Annotated in this window: 15 protein-coding genes; 6 read left to right on the forward strand and 9 right to left on the reverse strand. The window is 57.2% G+C overall.

The features are described from left to right. Position 1 precedes the first annotated feature (1 nt). Entirely contained in the window at positions 2-1,561 is a 1,560-nt protein-coding gene (locus MHK04_RS10810; RefSeq protein ID WP_239208744.1) for a hydroxymethylglutaryl-CoA lyase-like TIM-barrel protein, read from the reverse strand. A 398-nt stretch (positions 1,562-1,959) separates the two neighbouring features. Here MHK04_RS10810 and MHK04_RS10815 point away from each other — a divergent pair, with 398 nt between their 5' ends. Then, a complete protein-coding gene (locus MHK04_RS10815; RefSeq protein WP_239208742.1) occupies positions 1,960-3,312 on the forward strand; it encodes an MFS transporter in 1,353 nt (450 codons plus the stop codon). A 160-nt stretch (positions 3,313-3,472) separates the two neighbouring features. Here the strand turns inward: MHK04_RS10815 and MHK04_RS10820 are convergent, their stop codons facing one another. Both MHK04_RS10820 and MHK04_RS10825 read right to left on the reverse strand, forming a co-directional pair. Further along, entirely contained in the window at positions 3,473-4,114 is a 642-nt protein-coding gene (locus MHK04_RS10820; protein ID WP_086589098.1) for a 3-oxoacid CoA-transferase subunit B, read from the reverse strand. Beyond that, positions 4,115-4,858, reverse strand: a complete 744-nt coding sequence (locus MHK04_RS10825) for a CoA transferase subunit A (RefSeq protein ID WP_239208740.1) — start codon at positions 4,856-4,858, stop codon at positions 4,115-4,117. A 115-nt stretch (positions 4,859-4,973) separates the two neighbouring features. Between MHK04_RS10825 and MHK04_RS10830 the strand changes: the two genes are divergently transcribed. After that, positions 4,974-5,744, forward strand: a complete 771-nt coding sequence (locus tag MHK04_RS10830) for an IclR family transcriptional regulator domain-containing protein (protein ID WP_239208738.1) — start codon at positions 4,974-4,976, stop codon at positions 5,742-5,744. 12 nt (positions 5,745-5,756) lie between these two features. Beyond that, the gene (locus MHK04_RS10835; RefSeq protein ID WP_239208736.1) at positions 5,757-6,974 is read left to right on the forward strand and encodes an acetyl-CoA C-acetyltransferase; all 1,218 of its coding nucleotides are present in this window, start codon (positions 5,757-5,759) and stop codon (positions 6,972-6,974) included. A gap of 55 nt (positions 6,975-7,029) precedes the next feature. Here the strand turns inward: MHK04_RS10835 and MHK04_RS10840 are convergent, their stop codons facing one another. From MHK04_RS10840 to MHK04_RS10850, 3 genes are all read right to left on the reverse strand, one after another. Then, positions 7,030-7,695, reverse strand: a complete 666-nt coding sequence (locus MHK04_RS10840) for a DUF1707 SHOCT-like domain-containing protein (RefSeq protein ID WP_023021014.1) — start codon at positions 7,693-7,695, stop codon at positions 7,030-7,032. After that, the gene (gene wecB, locus MHK04_RS10845) at positions 7,692-8,915 is read right to left on the reverse strand and encodes a non-hydrolyzing UDP-N-acetylglucosamine 2-epimerase (RefSeq protein ID WP_200288800.1); all 1,224 of its coding nucleotides are present in this window, start codon (positions 8,913-8,915) and stop codon (positions 7,692-7,694) included. The genes MHK04_RS10840 and wecB overlap by 4 nt, the downstream gene beginning before the upstream one ends. Positions 8,916-8,999: 84 nt before the next feature. Next, positions 9,000-10,280 carry an acid phosphatase gene (locus MHK04_RS10850; protein WP_234288168.1) on the reverse strand — a complete coding sequence of 427 codons (1,281 nt, stop codon included), beginning with the start codon at positions 10,278-10,280 and terminating at the stop codon, positions 9,000-9,002. Between the two features lie 432 nt (positions 10,281-10,712). Here MHK04_RS10850 and MHK04_RS10855 point away from each other — a divergent pair, with 432 nt between their 5' ends. Continuing rightward, positions 10,713-10,994 carry a hypothetical protein gene (locus tag MHK04_RS10855; protein ID WP_023021011.1) on the forward strand — a complete coding sequence of 94 codons (282 nt, stop codon included), beginning with the start codon at positions 10,713-10,715 and terminating at the stop codon, positions 10,992-10,994. A gap of 66 nt (positions 10,995-11,060) precedes the next feature. Here the strand turns inward: MHK04_RS10855 and dnaG are convergent, their stop codons facing one another. Further along, positions 11,061-12,983 carry a DNA primase gene (dnaG, locus tag MHK04_RS10860; protein ID WP_200288799.1) on the reverse strand — a complete coding sequence of 641 codons (1,923 nt, stop codon included), beginning with the start codon at positions 12,981-12,983 and terminating at the stop codon, positions 11,061-11,063. A 211-nt stretch (positions 12,984-13,194) separates the two neighbouring features. On the opposite strand from dnaG, the gene MHK04_RS10865 reads away from it, so the two are divergent. Together MHK04_RS10865 and MHK04_RS10870 are read left to right on the forward strand one after the other, a co-directional pair. Then, positions 13,195-13,656, forward strand: coding sequence for a guanyl-specific ribonuclease (locus MHK04_RS10865; protein WP_239208734.1), 462 nt, complete (start codon positions 13,195-13,197; stop codon positions 13,654-13,656). Between the two features lie 2 nt (positions 13,657-13,658). After that, positions 13,659-13,892, forward strand: coding sequence for a barstar family protein (locus tag MHK04_RS10870; RefSeq protein WP_023021008.1), 234 nt, complete (start codon positions 13,659-13,661; stop codon positions 13,890-13,892). 150 nt (positions 13,893-14,042) lie between these two features. Here the strand turns inward: MHK04_RS10870 and MHK04_RS10875 are convergent, their stop codons facing one another. Together MHK04_RS10875 and MHK04_RS10880 are read right to left on the reverse strand one after the other, a co-directional pair. After that, positions 14,043-15,335, reverse strand: coding sequence for a deoxyguanosinetriphosphate triphosphohydrolase (locus MHK04_RS10875; protein WP_239208732.1), 1,293 nt, complete (start codon positions 15,333-15,335; stop codon positions 14,043-14,045). A gap of 50 nt (positions 15,336-15,385) precedes the next feature. Beyond that, entirely contained in the window at positions 15,386-16,516 is a 1,131-nt protein-coding gene (locus MHK04_RS10880) for a hypothetical protein (protein WP_239208730.1), read from the reverse strand. Positions 16,517-16,905: the final 389 nt, after the last annotated feature.

Below are 16,905 nucleotides of genomic sequence, written 5' to 3' on the forward strand. Positions count from 1 at the left end.
ATTACTTTTCTCCTTTAGTGAGGTTAATTTCCAGGTCAGAGGTCTTGAGGTGGAAGTCGGTGGTATCGGAAGAGTTGTAGATTTGCTGGACGAGGGAGGTCAAGACGCCTCCTTTGACGCCTTCGCCCTCGCCGGCGCGGCCCTCAGCTACGAAGCGCTTCATTTCATCGACTTGGCTGCCGGCGAACATAACGCGCAAAAGCAGGGTGTCGATGTCCTCGTCCGGATGCGCCTCTTTCAGGCCCGGCAGTACCGGCTTGAGTTCTGGGATTTCCTCGGTGATTTCGGAGGAACCGTTGGCCAGGATCTTTTCCAATACCTCTGGGTCCAGCGGGGCCAGAGGTTCACCGTAGTAACCCAGGGCATACTTCTTAATCTCATTTGGGACCACGGAGTAGCGCTCACCAGTCATCACATTCATGACGGCCTGTGTACCCACGAACTGGGCAAATGGCGTAATCATGATGGGGTATGCCAGCTCTTCTCGCACGCGAGCCACCTCATAGAGCAGCTCCTCAAATCGATCTCCTAGTCCCGCAGTTTCCAGCTGAGATTCAAAGTTCGTCAGCATGCCGCCTGGCAGCTGGTGCATATAGTGGAGGCCGTCGAAAGCACGCGGCACACCCACCGGCTTATCCTCAGTATCGGCGATTTCTTGGATCCGGTCACTGGCAGAGGCGATGCGATCATCGTCAACGTTTACGGTATAGCCGAGCGCCCGCAGATCTCGTACCAAGGCCTGGGTCGCAGGCTGACCGGGGCCGTTGGCAAGCGGGGCGATGGAGGTGTGAATGGAATCCACGCTCAACTCCGCACCAAAGAGATAGGTCAATGGAGATAAGCCAGTCAGGGAGTGGGTGTGTACCTCCAGCGGGATATCTTCTCCAATGGAGCTGCGGATAGCCGGGATAAGGGTTCTCATGCGGTCCGGAGTGAGCAATCCGCCGGCGTCCTTCAGCATGATGCGGTCGACGTCGGTGCGTTCAAGCAGCTCCTCCGCCTTTTGCTTGTAGAGCTCATCGGTGTGCACTGGGCTAAGGCAGTAGGACAGTGCACCAAAGGTCTCAGCGCCAAGTTCCTTGGCAAGCTTGAGGCCCTTGTCAATGTTGTCGATGTCATTGAGCCCATCAAAAGAACCAATGACACGGAAGCCGTTGGCATAAAGGCGTTCAGTCCAGTTAAGGATGGCATCATCCGGCAGGAAGTCAAAGGATGCCAGATTCTTGGAGCGAATCAGCGCGCGGAACTTAGTACCGGGGGCGGCATGCTCGTGGACGAGGCGCACACGTTCCCACGGATCCTCTTTGAGATACCGCACGGCCACGTCGAACTGAATGGGGGCAACTAGGTCAACGTGTTCGAACCCGGCATTGGTGATGTCATCCAGCAGAGAAAGGATGTGTTCCGTGGTCATTCGGGTGGCCCAGATACTCTGGTGCGCATCGCGCAGGGTGGTATCGATGATCTTTATTTCACGCTCGCTATCGGCTGGGCGTCCGCCCGCGGCCATGACTTCGGCGAGGCTTTCTGTGCTCAATTCCTCGGGACTAAGAGCAGTCATAAATCCCTCCTTAGGGTGTGGCTCCGACAAGACTCGGGTGGCTTAGGACTCATACCTTTCCGTCCGTGTCATGTGTCACACGCTACACCAGTGTCCACCCCTGTGAACCTAAAACTTTTACCTAAGGAGGGCTTTCCCGCCGTTATCCAAGCTCAGAAACGCTAGACATTTACCCAACTACCCCCAAGTGGGGTCACAATGCGCACCCAAGTTCACAATGCGAACCATAAATCTAACCACAGGTTGTCCCCGAAAGGGGTTCATCACGTGCAGTTTCTCACGCGGTAAACAACATCAATAGCGTCAGACGATCTCAATACTTTGGATCCTCGCCGCCCATTTGTGTGATCTAGGTAATATTTTTCCCAACCGTCCCGGTCCCACTACAAGGAGAACTCATGACATCCACCACCAAACCGACATCGCCACCAGATACCGAATCCGGCAAAAACGCAGCTTCTACCACCGACATCAAATCCCTAGGAGCCAGCCTTACCGGGCAAATCCTAGAGTGGTATGAGTGGAGCTCCTATGCAGTCTTTGCCCCATTCATTGCCACCGCAATGTTCAATAAGGGCGACTCCACCTCCGCCCTTTTAGCTACCTTCGGCGTTTTTGCCGTTGGTTTCCTGGTGCGTCCACTCGGAGGAATCGTCTTCGGCCGCGTAGCAGATAAGCGCGGCCGAAAATCCGTACTTATGATGACCATCATCATGATGGCCATCGCCTCCGCGATCATCGGAGTCATGCCCACCTATGAGCAGATCGGCATTTGGTCCTCTGTGGGTCTTTTGGTGATCCGTATCCTGCAGGGCTTCGCCCACGGCGGTGAATCAGCCGCCGCCAATAGCTATATCCCAGAAATCGCCCCCAACGCCCACCGCGGTAAATGGGGCTCTATGGTCTACGTTTCCATTTTCGGTGGCTCCGTCATCGCCTACGTGCTCGGCGGCCTAATCTCCCTCGTACTCAATGATGACCAACTTGCCTCATGGGGCTGGCGCATACCCTTCTTCCTCTGCGCGCTCTCTGCCTGTGTAGCGCTATACCTACGCCGCCACATGAAAGAGTCTGATCACTTCAAGGAAATTGACAGTTCCGATCCCAGCGTAGACACCCCAGCGCGCAAGGAGCGCGCAGCAATCCCTCAATCTGCCTCCGCTACTCGTCCGGCTTGGATCAATATCCTGCTCATTATCGGCATGGTCTCCGGCGTTACTTCAGCGCACTACACGTGGACCTCCTACGTTTCTACCTATGCCATTAGCCACGAAGGAATGACCACACAAGGCGCGTACTGGGTCACGGTGGTTGCTCAAGTTGCTGGCCTTATCGCTCTACCGCTGTGGGGCAGTCTCTCGGACAAGATTGGGCGCAAACCCGTCATCTATATCTGCGCGGTAGGTATGGCCGTTTTGCAAATCCCACTCATGGCGTTGATCGATTCCCGTCCGTGGACCCTGCTCGTCGCTTCTACTGTAGGCGTGATTATCGTCGCCGCCGGTGGTGCGCTGCTATCTTCCATCATGTCCGAGGTCTTCCCTACCGCCCAGCGCACGCATAGTATCGGTCTTGCATACTCCCTCTCTGTAGCTGTCTTTGGCGGAACCGCGCCCTATATCTACCAGTGGTTTGTCGCGCACGATCTGGCGTGGGCCTCTGGCTTTTATGTCATCGCCCTATGCGTCCTCACCATCATTAGCATGTACATTCTCCCTGAAACCAAGGGTGTAGACCTACGCGATGTCTAACTAGTACCTCTCTCATTCCCACCTAGGGCTGGGCCGAAGCATGAATCATTTCGGCCCAGCCTTTAGCTAATTCAGTACCAAAGAACCCCACTCATTAGAAATGAAAAAGAAAGCCCGCCTTCCGGGTGCTAGAAGGCGGGCTTTCGGGAACAGTTCAGGACTAAGACAGGTCCAGCGTGAATGGGGCATCAGTAACCTCGCGGATGGAGTCCTCAGTCTCCCCCTCAGCCATCTGAACTAAGGTCAGACCTTCTAGCTCATCAACCTCGAAGACGGCGCGGTCCGTAATAATAAGATCCACGCAACGCGCGCCGGTGAGCGGCAGTTGGCATTCTGAAAGGATTTTGGACTTGCCATGTTTGGACACGTGCTGCATCATCACCACGATGCGTTTGGCGCCATGAACCAAATCCATGGCACCGCCCATACCTTTGACCATCTTGCCCGGAATCATCCAATTGGCAAGGTCTCCGAATTGGGATACTTCCATGGCACCAAGTACCGCTACGTCGATAGCGCGTGATCGAATCATTCCAAAGGATTCCGAAGAAGAAAAGAATGAAGCTCCGGGAGCAGCAGTGATGGTCTCTTTGCCAGCATTGATAAGTTCCGGGTCCACCTTATCTTCGGCCGGGTACGGACCTACGCCCAAGATGCCATTTTCAGAATGAAGCACCACTTCGAGGCCCTCTGGGAGGAATCCAGGAATCAACGTTGGCATGCCAATTCCTAGGTTGACGTAGTCGCCGTTTTTCAATTCCTGTGCGGCCCGAGCCGCCATTTCTTCACGTGACCAGGTCATTTACTTGCTCACCGTCCTAAATTCGATTCCAGTTTCTTGCTTTCCCACTTCTACGACGCGATCGACGTAGATGCCCGGCACGTCAACCTCGGCCGGCGGAATCGCCTCCACCAATTCTTCTGCCTGCACAATGGTGATATCAGCGCAACGAGCGGCATCCGGGTTAAAGTTCTGCGCAGTCTTGGCAAAAGCTAGGTTGCCGTATCGATCTGCGCGAGCGGCATGAACGAAGGCAAAATCTGGGGTCAGTGCCTCCTCCAGCACGTAGAGCTCGCCGTTAAACTCACGAGTTTCCTTCGGCTTAGAAGTCTGCGCTATGGACCCATCCGGGTTATAACGGGTGGGGATATCCCCTTCCGCAAGCGGGGTTCCCACGCCGGCCTTGGTATAGAAGGCGGGAATGCCAGCACCGCCGGCACGCATACGCTCGGCCAACGTTCCCTGCGGGGTAAATTCCACAGTCAGTTCTCCTTCGAGATACTGGCGGGCGTACTCCTTATTCGTTCCGAGATAGGAACCAATAGAGCGGGAAATGCGATGATCTTTAAGCAAGAGCCCGAACCCGAAATCGTCGGTACCAAGATTATTGGAAATGATGGTGAGGTCTCCAGAGCCGAGTTCGCGCAGAGCATCAATTAGACGCGCCGGAATTCCCACGAGCCCGAATCCGCCCACCGCAATGGAAGCGCCGTCTGGAATATCTGCTACGGCATTTTCTACTGAGTCGATGACTTTATCTAACATGGCTTCAGCCTACGTGTGGTTCATATATTGCACAAGGGTTCACAGTGCGAACACTTTTGGATACAATTACGAGACGTAGGCCACTTCATCAATTTTTAGAATCGGAGACCACACCTTGAACGACACCCCCACCGTGCAGTCGCTCGCCCGCGGATTAGCCGTTTTGCACTCTTTTAATGGCGAGCGCCCACGCCAGACTCTGGCCCAGGTTGCCGAGGTCACAGGGCTAGCACGTGCCACTGCACGCCGTTTTTTGCACACCTTGGTAACGGAGGGGTACGCGCGCACGGATGGCTCTGAGTTTTGGCTTACCCCCCGGGTTTTGGAACTGGGCTATTCCTACCTTTCGAGTTTGGGTCTTCCCGATATTGCCCAGCCCCATTTGAGGGAGTTATCCGCCAAACTCGATGAATCCTGCTCTGTCAGTGTGTTGGATAGGGACACCGTGGTTTATATTGCCCGCGCCGCTGCACACCGCATCATGGCCACCAATATCACCATCGGCACCCGCTTTCCCGCGCACGCGACCTCAATGGGACAGGTACTGTTAGCGGATCTCACTCCATCGCAGTTGGACGAATTCCTAGAAACGGCGTCGCTGGAGAAAGTCACCCCTCACACGCTCACCGCACCCGCAGATCTTCGGGCGCGCCTAGCGGAGATCCGGAAACGCGGTTGGGTCATCGTAGACCAAGAGCTGGAGAAGGGCCTGCGTTCCATTGCAGTTCCTATTCGCGATGGTTCGGGCCGCACTGCTGCAGCCATCAATGTCTCAACCCAAACATCCGTCTATTCCACTGAGGATCTCACCACGCGCATCCTGCCGGAGCTCATCGCAACCTGCAAGGCAATCTCCCATGACCTTGCCACCACCGAACTTTCTTAAAGGAGAATTATCATGCACACCCGCGACGTAGTCCTTTGCTACCCCAAGCGCACCCCTGTCGGCCGTTATGGTGGAGCGCTAAAGTCCGTCCCCGTCCAAGAATTAGCTAGTCTCGTGGTCAAGACCATTGTGGAAGAGTCCGGTATCGACCCCACCAAAATCGATGACGTCATCTTGGGCCAAGGCTCCCCTAATGGTGCCGCACCCGCTTTGGGCCGCGTGGCTGCCTTAGACGCTGGCCTGCCCACCACCGTGCCTGGTATGCAGCTCGATCGCCGCTGCGGATCGGGTCTGCAGGCCATTATTACCGCAGGTGCCCACATTGCTACTGGCGCTGCCGATGTCATCATCGCCGGCGGCGCGGAGTCTATGTCCCGCACCGAATACACCGTTGATGCGGATGTACGCTGGGGAGCAAAGGGAGGAAATATGATCTTTCGCGATCGCCTCCAAGAAGCCCGCGAGGCCGCCGGCGGAAAGCACCACCCGATTGCCGGCGGCATGATTGAGACCGCCGAAAATCTCCGCCGCGAATACTCCATCGAGCGCGTCGCCCAAGACGAGCTCGCTGCACGTTCCCACCGCAATGCCGCCGCTGCACAGGAACAATCGCTTTTCGACGCCGAAATCATCCCCGTCACCGTCCCCCAGCGCAAGGGGGAGCCTATCGTCGTAGACAAGGATGAACATGTCCGCCCAGATTCCAGTACAGACAAGCTATCTAAACTGCGCGCGGTCATGCGCAAGGAGGACGAAGAGGCAACGGTTACCGCCGGTAATGCCTCGGGCCAAAACGATGGTGCCGCGGCCGTCCTAGTGACTACCCGTGAAAAAGCCGAGGAGCTGGGTCTTACCCCAATGGTCACGCTCAAGGGATGGGCCCTAGCCGGCGTGGATCCGGAACGCATGGGTATCGGCCCGGTGGAGGCTTCCCGCAAGGTTATGGATCGCCTCGGCATCACCTTCGATGATCTTGACCTCATTGAGCTCAATGAGGCCTTTGCCGCCCAAGCGCTGGCTGTACTCAAAGAATGGGACATTTCGGCAGATGATCCGCGCTTCAACCCGCACGGTTCTGGCATTTCGCTCGGCCATCCCGTGGGTGCTACCGGTGCCCGCATGGTCGTCACCGCCGCGCATCACCTTCACCGCACCGGCGGTAAGCTCGCGCTGGTTACCATGTGTATTGGAGGCGGACAAGGTCTAGCAGCGATCATCGAGGCCGACTAAGCACTGGCCCACGCTCATTAGTGCAAGTGGTTGCTTGCACTACAATCGCGCTTGGTTACTCGCCGTAGCGGCGCCCCACGTGAACGTCTACGCCGCCGAAGAGGCTATAGCAGTTCACAATAATTTCTGGCGCGTCTACTGGGAGGTCATTCGGATGGATGGCGCCGTTCTCTACCTTGAGGTCATGTCCGCCAAAAAGGCCAACGCCGCTGACGTGGACGCGGAAGCCTTCGGGAATATAAACATCGACGCCACCAAAAACGCCCGCCGCGTTGATGGTGGTAGTACGACTGTGCAGGGCGACGCCCGTGAGATCGATGTCCACGCCACCGAAAAAGCCCAACGCCGTCAGAGAACGAGCTACTGCCCCGCCGCTGACAGTAGACCCGCCGAAGATCCCCACCGCAAGGGAGCGGGTCTCCTGCACGCTCGGCTGCACCTGGCGGATAGCCTGCTCCACCTTGGCGATGGCTTTGGATTCTTGCTGGCCCGCATAGGCCTTTGCGATTTTTCGTTCTTGCCCGAACAGGAGAATTTCTGGGTCCTCTACAAGGTCAGCCAGCGGCTCGATGAGCTCAGCGCGAGTCGTCGCATTAACGCAGGCGGCCGAGCGTTTTTCAAAATCATCGAGGTCAATCTGCCCTGCCGAAAGCGCATCTCCTAAAATGTCTGCAGCTTTCATGCGCTCTCGGTGGTTACAGCGGATATCCAGCGGTTTCATACCTTTAATATATCCGCTTTCTCCGGCAGGCGCGCGAGTGATTCCTCGCCTTTGGGCCCCTTAGAGGAACCTGCCTCCGGCAGAAAATCCTCTACGCGCTCGCCTACCCCGGTCAACTCTGCGATAGCCGCAATAGCGCGCTGCGCGCCCTTGCCGTCACCATAAGGATTGACGGCGTTGGCCATGGCGTCGAATGCGGCGTCGTCGGAAAGCAAAAGCTTTGCCTCTGCCACAATGAGATCGCGATTAGTGCCCACCAGCTTAACCGTGCCGGCAACGACGGCTTCGGGGCGCTCGGTGTTTTGGCGCATGACTAGCACCGGCTTGCCCAATGCTGGTGCCTCCTCCTGGACTCCGCCGGAGTCAGTCAAGATGATGGTGGCACGGTTTTGTAGCTGCGTGAACTGGTCATAAGGCAGCGGATCCGTGATGATGATATTTGGCAGGTGCTCGACCTCCGGCAGGACCGCCTGGCGCACCTTGGGGTTGAGGTGCAGCGGCAATGCGAAGTTAATCTCCGGATAGGCTTCTGCCAAGTCCTTAACTGCACCACCGATTTCCTTCATCGCCTCAAGGTTCTCGCGGCGGTGGGTGGTAACTACGACAAGCTGCTTATCGGAGTCTGCGGCTTCCTGCAGGGCAGGGTCTGCGAACTTCGTGTCCCACGATGCTGCTTCCAGCAGAGCGTCAATGACGGTATTACCGGTGACCACAATGTCCTTGGAACGCACATTCTCGCGGCGCAGGTTCTCCATCGAGCCTTCGGTTGGAGCCAGGTGCAGCTCGGCTACCTGACCAATGAGCTTACGGTTAGCTTCTTCTGGGAACGGCGAATGAATATCGCCGGTACGCAAACCGGCTTCGAGGTGAACGATCTTTACCCCGCGATGGAATCCGGCGAGCGCTGCAGCCATAGCGGTAGAGGTATCGCCTTGGGAGATGATGACGTCCGGCTTTTCTTCCTCAATAATGGAGTCCAATCCAGCGATGGCGCGGGAGACAAGCTCATTGAGTCCCTGTCCCTGTTTCATGAGCCCCAGGTCGTGCTTCGGCTGGATGCCAAACATGGTGTTGACCTGCTCCAGCATCTCTTTATGCTGACCGGTAGAGACCGGGATGGATTCAAAGCGCTCATCTTTATCCAGCGCCTTAACGACGGGGGCGACCTTAATGGCCTCCGGCCGGGTGCCGTAAACGGTCATTATCTTGGGCTTAGTCACTAATCTTTTCCTTTAGAGTGACGGAGATATTTCTAAATTGAACCATGGTCTGGAGATCTGTACCCCCACAGGTTGCAGAACCTGCTAGCCGCTGACGCTCACGCCGCCGTCTGGGGCGATGGTCACCCTGGCCGCCATGGCGCGGGCTAGATCGAGACGCTGCCATGAGCCTCCTTCTGCTTGCCAATCCAATGGGTTGCCGGCTGGACGCGCGGTCTGGCGTAGCACCTCGGCACGCTGATCCCAGCTGAGCTCTGGATGGGATGCGGCAAGCAGCACTGGAGCGGCCTGCGGGACGACCATCGGGGCGTCAGTTCGGTAGCGCGGGGCGAAGTCATAGTCCATGAATGTGGAGTATTGTTCTACCGCATCCGCCGTGGACCGATAGTCGGTGCCCTCTGCCCGATCCTGGGCCACCAATTCTTCCACCGTCTTGCCGGTGCGCCACTTAATTTCCTTGCGCACTTCCATCGAGGCTTGCCACAGGGCATTGCGCATGCGCTTGTCATTCAAGCGGTCAGCCGCGGCGGCCTGTCCTGTCATGCGCCCACCGATGACATCCAGCGGGTAATGCACGCCCAGTACTACGCGGTGGTTGCCGGCCTCCGCGCCGCGCAGCATGAGCTGTGGGCCTACCTCAGGCAGCATGAAGGACATCAGCGTGGTAATCCACGTTGCCTGATTGGTATGGCCCGAAGGGAAGGCTGGCGAGGTGGGATAGAGATCCTTGGAGCCATCGTCATAGCGCTTAATCGCCTGCGGCGCGCGCTGGTACGGGCGTTGATAGTTGAAGTAGTACTTCTCCGACATCGTGGAATTGGCCAGTCCGCCTGCGCGGGCCGCATAGCCATTTCCTAGGAGGTATTCGGTCTTGGGCAGGCGGTGCTCGGCCAAGGCAGCGCGGAAGGCATCGCCTAGGTTCTTGCCCATCGAGTCAGAAACGGCGTTGAGCACGCTCGTCGAGCTGGCCTTGGCATCGGCCTGCGCGCGGCGGATCAAAGCGGGGTCACCGGCTGCGGCGTTATTGATGGCCACGGCCTTGTCCATATTTTCTTGGCGGATTTCTGGCTGAGCCTTGATGTGATCAAAAAGCTGGACTACCTGCCAGTAGTTGCCAAATTGATAAGAGGAAACATCGGATTCAAAGCCCGCGATATAGTCCGTGCTAAACGGCTCTGGAACCGGGGCACCGGGGTGCTGGACCGGAGGAGCGCCGGTGGTCTGCTGGGTAACAGGCTCGCGGAGCTGTGGCACGGCCACGGGGAGGGCGGCGCTGGCAGCCGGTGCCAGCGTTATGGTCAGTCCGGTGGCCGCGCACAAGGCGAGTGCGCGAACTGCCGGGCGGAGTTTATTCCGATAGTTCAACGTGGAAACCTTTCACTAGTAACGAATTCCCACGCATAATATCTAGCTAAAGTTACAAAAAGGTGAACGTGACGCTAAACCCGCATGCACAAAGCTGGGACGGTGACTACACCTTCCCGGTACTATCTAGCAATCCTCGGACCAAGCTGAAGCTTTCTGCGTAGTAGCAACACCGGTGTTCTGGTTACTCGATTCTGCCGAAATACTCGCGGTAAATAGCGCGGCCAGCGCTACTGCTGAGGCCGCGGCCGAGTCCCTACGCGCGTTTATGTCCACCTCTTTAAACTAGCGCGAATTCCTGTTTATGAAAAGAGCTGTCCTACAGCAAATCGAGCTTTACCCCTTAACGGTGGCTAGCAGCGAGCGACGGGCCTTCGCGGTAGGCTAGTGGAGAACTTTTACTCGTACTGGAATAAGGGGACACGCTAAATAATGATCCAATTCGTCTTCGGCGCCGCAGCAGGATACGTTTTTGGCACCAAAGCAGGCCGCAAGCGCTACCACCAGATCAAGGGCGCCTACGAGAAGGCCATCAACTCCCCCGTAACCAAATCTGCCGTCACTTCTGCGCGCAAGGCAGTAGCCAACCGCTTGGATCCGGAACCGCGCATGCGGGAGGTTCGCGATCTATCTTCCAAGCGCAAGGGCAAAGGCCGGCTGCGCGGTTCCCAAGTAGACAACGCGGACCGCATTTATGAACCTGATGAGGACTAAATTAGTTTCAGCCTCTTCCCTCCCCTCGCTGCGCACCTGAATCGGTGACATGGCGAGGGGATATTTTTAACCTTGGGGAGGCGTGCCGCGGAAGGCGCGGTCATTGAGCTCGCGACGGGCTTGCTCTAAAGCGACGAGGTCAGCAAAAAGCGAGTTATAGCTAGCCTCATCATCAGAGGGACGCATGCGGCCAAGACGAGCCTTCAGCTGGGCAATTTGATCTCCCACCACGGTTTCTTGCAGGCGGGAAAGCACGGAGTCAGCGTATTTTTCGGGGCCGACGTCGGTTGGCAAAATGGCCTCTACGGCAAGCTCCGAGACGAAGTTGCGGCCGGTGAGATCCTGCATTTCCCCGGCCACCGCGGCGATCCATTCCACGGCCGGCATGGTGGCGCCCTGAGCTGCGCCGCCCACGGTAGAGATGGCTTGGCGCACGAGGCGGTAGGCGTCGTTGGTATAGGCGTCGGCAGTAATGCCATCGAAGTACGAGCCTGCCACCTGCGGCATCTGCAAGGCCAGCTTGAGGGCCTCGCGCTGAGGCCACAGGTGGGTCTCCTTCGGGCTCGGCGGATGGATCATCGGCACGTCCTGCTGTGCCGGCTGCTGCTTCGCATTGTCGAAGCGACGAATGGTGGGCTTTTCGGCTTTCTTGGGCTTGCGTGCCTCCGCGCGCACCTGCCGGAGAACCTCTTCCGGATCCGGCCAGCCCACCCAACCTGCTAGACGCCGGGCATATTCACGCTGCAAAGGTTGATCACGGATCTGTGCGACCACGGGTACCGCGCGGCGCAGGGCCTGCAGGCGCCCCTCGGCGCTGTCAATGCTGTATTCCGCGATGACGGACTGGATAACGAACTCGAACATGGGGATGCGGTCCGCGATGAGCTCGCGCACGGCGGCATCGCCTTTGTGCAGACGCAGATCGCACGGATCCATGCCGTCGGGCGCTACGGAGACAAAGGATTGACCGGTGAACTTTTGCTCGCCATCAAAGGCGCGCATGGCGGCCTTCTGCCCTGCCTCATCGCCGTCAAAGGTATAGATGAGCTCGCCATTGAAGTAGGAATCATCCAGCATGAGTCGGCGCAGCACCTGCAGGTGCTCGCCGCCAAAGGCGGTACCACAGGAAGCAACAGCGGTCTTGACGCCTGCGGCATACATGGCCATGACATCCGTGTAGCCTTCTACCACCACGGCTTGGTGGTTTTCGGCGATATTGCGCTTGGCCAAATCGAGGCCAAAGAGCACCTTGGACTTGCGGTAGAGCATGGTCTCAGAGGTGTTCATGTACTTGCCGAGCTTGTCGTCGTCGAAAAGCTTGCGGGCGCCAAAGCCAATGACGTTGCCGGAAAGGTCCTTAATCGGCCACAGCAAACGACGATGGAAGCGGTCGATGGGACCACGCTTGCCCATCTTGGAAATGCCAGCTGCTTCCAGCTCTTCAAAGGAAAAGCCTAGGCGCAGCAGGTGTTTGGTAGCCGTATCCCATCCCTCTGGGGCATAGCCGCACTCGAAGTCATAGATGACCTCGCGGGAAAAACCGCGATCCAGCAGGAAATCGCGGGCTGTAGCCGCTTGTGGGGTCTCCAACTGCTGGCGGTAAAACTCGTGGGCGGCTTTATTGGCAGCGATGAGGCGCTGCCGCGTGCCCGGCTTCTCATTGCGCGCGCCCGTAGAACCGCCCTGGTAGTTAATGTGGTAGCCGATCTTCTGCGCTACTGCCTCAACTGCTTCTGGGAAGGAAACCTGCTCCATTTCCATCAAGAAGCTGAAGACATCGCCACCCTTGCCGGTGGAAAAGCAGTGATAGTAGCCGCGCTGCGGGCGCACGTGAAAGGACGGCGTCTTTTCATCCTTGAACGGGCTAAGGCCCTTGAGCGAATCGTGCCCAGCGGGCTTGAGCTGCACGTACTCGCCGACGATTTCTTCTAAAGGCGCGCGTTCACGGATAGCTTGGATGTCGCTGTCCGGAATTCTGCCTTTTGCCATGCGTACAGACTACCCCGCGCGTGGTGGGAATGTTCAAATAGCTAGGGCAGGATGGTGACGTTGAACAGGGTTCACAGTTTGGACGCAAATTACCCTCTGTTGGGGTACTTTCCACATACTGTTACCTACCCCCGTGACGGGGCAATTTTTGACCTCGCCATTGTCTCGGGCCAATTTCCACTTTTAGCGCCGCACCTGCAACAATAAAGGTATGCCCAAGTCCAAAGCGTCCAAGAAATCGCTCCCCGTTGCCCTCGGCGGCCTTGCGCTTGTCGTCGTAGCAAGCTATTTCGGTTTCGACCTCGGCGGCGATGGTGATTCCGCTGCCTCCTCCACTTCTGAGTCAGCACAAGCGGCCGCAACTGGCGACACCGATACTTGCGAGATGTCTTCCCTACCCGCCGAGGCCAAAGACACCGCGGACGATATCTTGGCCGGTGGCCCCTACGACTACCCGGATAATGACAACGTCCGCTTTGGCAATTACGAGGGCCGGCTGCCTCAGCAGGACAAGAATTACTACCGCGAATACACGGTAGAAACCCCAGGCAGCCACAACCGCGGCGCCCGCCGCATTATCACCGGTGGCGGCAGCGAGACCGACCCAGACGTGTGGTACTACACCGATGACCACTATGAAAGCTTCTGTTCTATTCCGGACGCAGAGGAGTAATCATGCGACGCATCCTCATTACTGAACACATCCGCACCCGCGCGGACTTCTTTAACGCACTCGGCCGCACCCGCGGCTGCGAAGACTGCGGCCCGCGCAACCTCGATGACCTAGCGGATTTCCTACGCGAGCAGCGCACCAGCGTCATCGTTGCCTCCAATATGGATATCGAAGGCGAGGACCTAGCGGCGGTAGCTAGCGTGCTCGAGGACCAAGGTGTCGCGTTGGTGCGCTAGCGACTCGGGCCCTGGGGTTGGAGCTGAGGCGTTAGGTCCATAGATATGAGGCCGAATTGAGGGTTTTGAGCTCTCAATTCGGCCTTTTCGCGCTCAGATCGGCCTGATGACTCTCGACCTAACTCTAGCGCGGTGGTGGGCAAGCCAGGTTTAGCTGAGGAACCCAGACAGCTCCGCACTCCGGCGGGCCAAGCGCTCGAGGCGAGACTCGGTCATAGACGCAATTTGGTCAATGATGGCGCGGTCACGAGCGGCATCAGAATCGGCCTGCTCCCACCACAGCCGGAAGGTGGCATCCAAAGAGCCGGGGGCGCCGGCGACGAGGTAATCGTAGACACGGTAGATGCGCTCGCGTTGGCGGTCTTGGCGGGCTAAGTGGGCGGGCTCATCCATGACGTAAAGGACCGCGATGGTTTTCAGTAGCTTGACCTCGGCCTCGGCTTGCTTGGGCACAACGAGGTCACCGTGCATGCGGCCAAGGGTATTGGAGGCGATGAGCTCGGAATTAGCCTCGCTGGTAGCGCCGACGGTCGCGCCCACATAGCGGCCTACGAGCTCAGAGGTCATCTTCTTCAAGTTGGCATAGTCGCGCAAGGAGTAATCAAAATCGCCGATGGCATTGATGACGCTTAAGTTGCGCAGGCTATCGGCCGCCTCCAAGAGCTCATCGGCGGTGCCGCCAAAGGCTTTAGCGCCCTTTTCTGCCAGCTGGGCTAGCTCAACTAGGTCCCAAAGGACTTTGAGGGAGATGCGCCGGGAAATAATGCCGTCTTCCACGTCATGCACGGAGTAGGCGATGTCATCGGACCAGTCCATTACTTGGGCTTCGATGCATTTGCGATTATCGCTATGGCCCTCGCGCAGCCACTCGAGCAGATCCGCGTCCTCGTCATAGGCGCCGTATTTGCGGTTGGTGCTGCCATCGGGATTGGTTTTGGTCCAGGGGTATTTGCAGGCACCGTCGAGGGCGGCGCGGGTGAGGTTGAGGCCGAAGCTGCGCGGCACGCCGCTGGCATCGTCCACGATGATCTTGGGCTCTAGGCGGGTGAGGATGCGCAGGGTCTGCGCGTTTCCTTCAAAGCCGTTGAGGGCGACCTCATTGAGTGCGTTTTCGCCATTGTGCCCGTAGGGCGGGTGGCCGATGTCATGGGTCAGCCCTGCCATGTCGCACAGATCAGGATCGAGTCCAAGTCCAGCACCGATGCTCCGCGCAATTTGGCCCACCTCCAGCGAGTGGGTCAGACGGGTGCGTGGAGTATCGCCATCGCGCGGCCCGACGACCTGAGTTTTATCGGCCAGACGCCGCAAGGCTGCCGAGTGCAGCACGCGGGCGCGGTCACGGGCAAAGACGCCGCGATGTTCTTCCACGGTATGGAAGGCTGAGCCCTTCGGCTTTTCATCGGCCAGGCGGGCGAAGTCGGCGGCGGAATAAGAATAGGACACGACCCAAGCATATTCCGTGAACTGGCCTTTTGGGTGAGCAACGTGGCCGCCTAGTTTTTAGCAGGCCGCGGGCCTTTCACAAAGTTGCTGCCCACCGCTGCCAGGCCCACAACCACCACCAAGAAAAGTATGAGTCCAAATGGGACATCCGGAAAGTGCAATACAAGTTTATGCGCTATATAAGAGTCCATATACGTGCTCAGTAGAGCAGCTGCTCCTAGCGACAAAGCCAACGCAAAAGCCGAAGGCAAACAATTGGCCAATTTCCTGTTTCTGTGCGCTTCTGCAACTGAGACGCCTTGTTCCCAAATGGTTTTAGTGAAGCGGATAAGCCGACCTTGTTGTGCTAAGGCCAGTCCGAAGATGAGAACTGCTCCCCCAACAATCACGTAGGCAAACAACGGAATAAATTCGCTTGTACCGGTACCGTTTGGACCGTAAAGCAACGTTGAAGGTAGGTTTTCTGCCCATTGCTGAGCGCCTACAACCTCCATCGCTTGGCTGTCGCTCAATTCCACTTGCTTCGAAAAAATGGCTACAGCATAACCTTCGTCTTGCCTTTCGCCCGTTCCCCAAGAAGGATCTGCTTCAGAATTAAAGGTTTTATCCCATGGCCGCATCCACGTTTGGTCAAACGGCGATCGGGGTTCCGTCTCAACTACCTCTCGGTCATTAACCAAGGAACTTACTGTTCCGTCCCGATCTTCTACCAGCGCAAAGACAGCGCCTTCTTCCATGGTGGAAGGTTGGAGCTCTTCCGAGTCTTGGTCAGCAGGCACCCAGCTAAGAACTCCTAGGCAATCTGCGGCGTGATCCTGACAAATGTTTTGGGCAGTGGATGTGCTGATAGTTTGTTCATCCTGCGGCGACCCTACATACACGTTCTTCACATTGTCAGCTAATTCTTCCCTTGCTGAGTAGAGTGCCGAATCATTCGCAATAAAAGGAATGATGGGAAACAAGATAAAAATACAAGAGACCCGCAATATGGTGGTGGCGATAAAAGATCGCGCATATCGGACTCCCAAAATCGGAGGATTCCATCCCCCAAACTTGAGGGAGAGGTATTCGGCGGAATATAAGACAACCGCGTAGACAAATACAGAGGCAGCACTCACCAAGAAGGGCACGCAGTAGACGAAAATAAACGGCCACCTACTAGATGGATCCGCTTGGGGCATCGCCACAAATCCCACTAGCAATACAACACAGGCTGCTATCCCCAGCGGATATCGAAGGAGTTCTGCAGCCCGCGGATTCCTTGGAGTTGGATCTATGCGAGTTGGGCCTTGGCTCAAATCCTCCAAAACTCTCGTTTCCTGTTGGAAAGGAACGAAGCTCAGACAAACGATAGCGCACCATGAGATCACAGCGACGAGTAGTGGTGAAGGGAGTCCTTGAGGAAGATCAATGCCAAAACCCGAATACAGAACCAAGAAGATTGGCTTCATCGTGCTGTCAAGGGGTGAATGCGCCACTTCGACCGGGAGGTAGTTGTGACGCGTTGGACTCCGAAGGATGTTAAGGATGCTGCTGTTGAGCGCGTGGTGGCAGGCGAGGCAGTTAGCCT

The organism is Corynebacterium nasorum (genome assembly GCF_022345765.1).
Lineage (GTDB): Bacteria > Actinomycetota > Actinomycetes > Mycobacteriales > Mycobacteriaceae > Corynebacterium > Corynebacterium kefirresidentii.

Bases quoted from the DNA above. Each gene is read 5' to 3' on its own strand.
- MHK04_RS10810 (WP_239208744.1), bottom strand. From the start codon at position 1,561: ATGACTGCTCTTAGTCCCGAGGAATTGAGCACAGAAAGCCTCGCCGAA.
- MHK04_RS10815 (WP_239208742.1), top strand. From the start codon at position 1,960: ATGACATCCACCACCAAACCGACATCGCCACCAGATACCGAATCCGGC.
- MHK04_RS10820 (WP_086589098.1), bottom strand. From the start codon at position 4,114: ATGACCTGGTCACGTGAAGAAATGGCGGCTCGGGCCGCACAGGAATTG.
- MHK04_RS10825 (WP_239208740.1), bottom strand. From the start codon at position 4,858: ATGTTAGATAAAGTCATCGACTCAGTAGAAAATGCCGTAGCAGATATT.
- MHK04_RS10835 (WP_239208736.1), top strand. From the start codon at position 5,757: ATGCACACCCGCGACGTAGTCCTTTGCTACCCCAAGCGCACCCCTGTC.
- MHK04_RS10840 (WP_023021014.1), bottom strand. From the start codon at position 7,695: ATGAAACCGCTGGATATCCGCTGTAACCACCGAGAGCGCATGAAAGCT.
- MHK04_RS10855 (WP_023021011.1), top strand. From the start codon at position 10,713: ATGATCCAATTCGTCTTCGGCGCCGCAGCAGGATACGTTTTTGGCACC.
- dnaG (WP_200288799.1), bottom strand. From the start codon at position 12,983: ATGGCAAAAGGCAGAATTCCGGACAGCGACATCCAAGCTATCCGTGAA.
- MHK04_RS10865 (WP_239208734.1), top strand. From the start codon at position 13,195: ATGCCCAAGTCCAAAGCGTCCAAGAAATCGCTCCCCGTTGCCCTCGGC.
- MHK04_RS10870 (WP_023021008.1), top strand. From the start codon at position 13,659: ATGCGACGCATCCTCATTACTGAACACATCCGCACCCGCGCGGACTTC.
- MHK04_RS10880 (WP_239208730.1), bottom strand. From the start codon at position 16,516: ATGCCCCAAGCGGATCCATCTAGTAGGTGGCCGTTTATTTTCGTCTAC.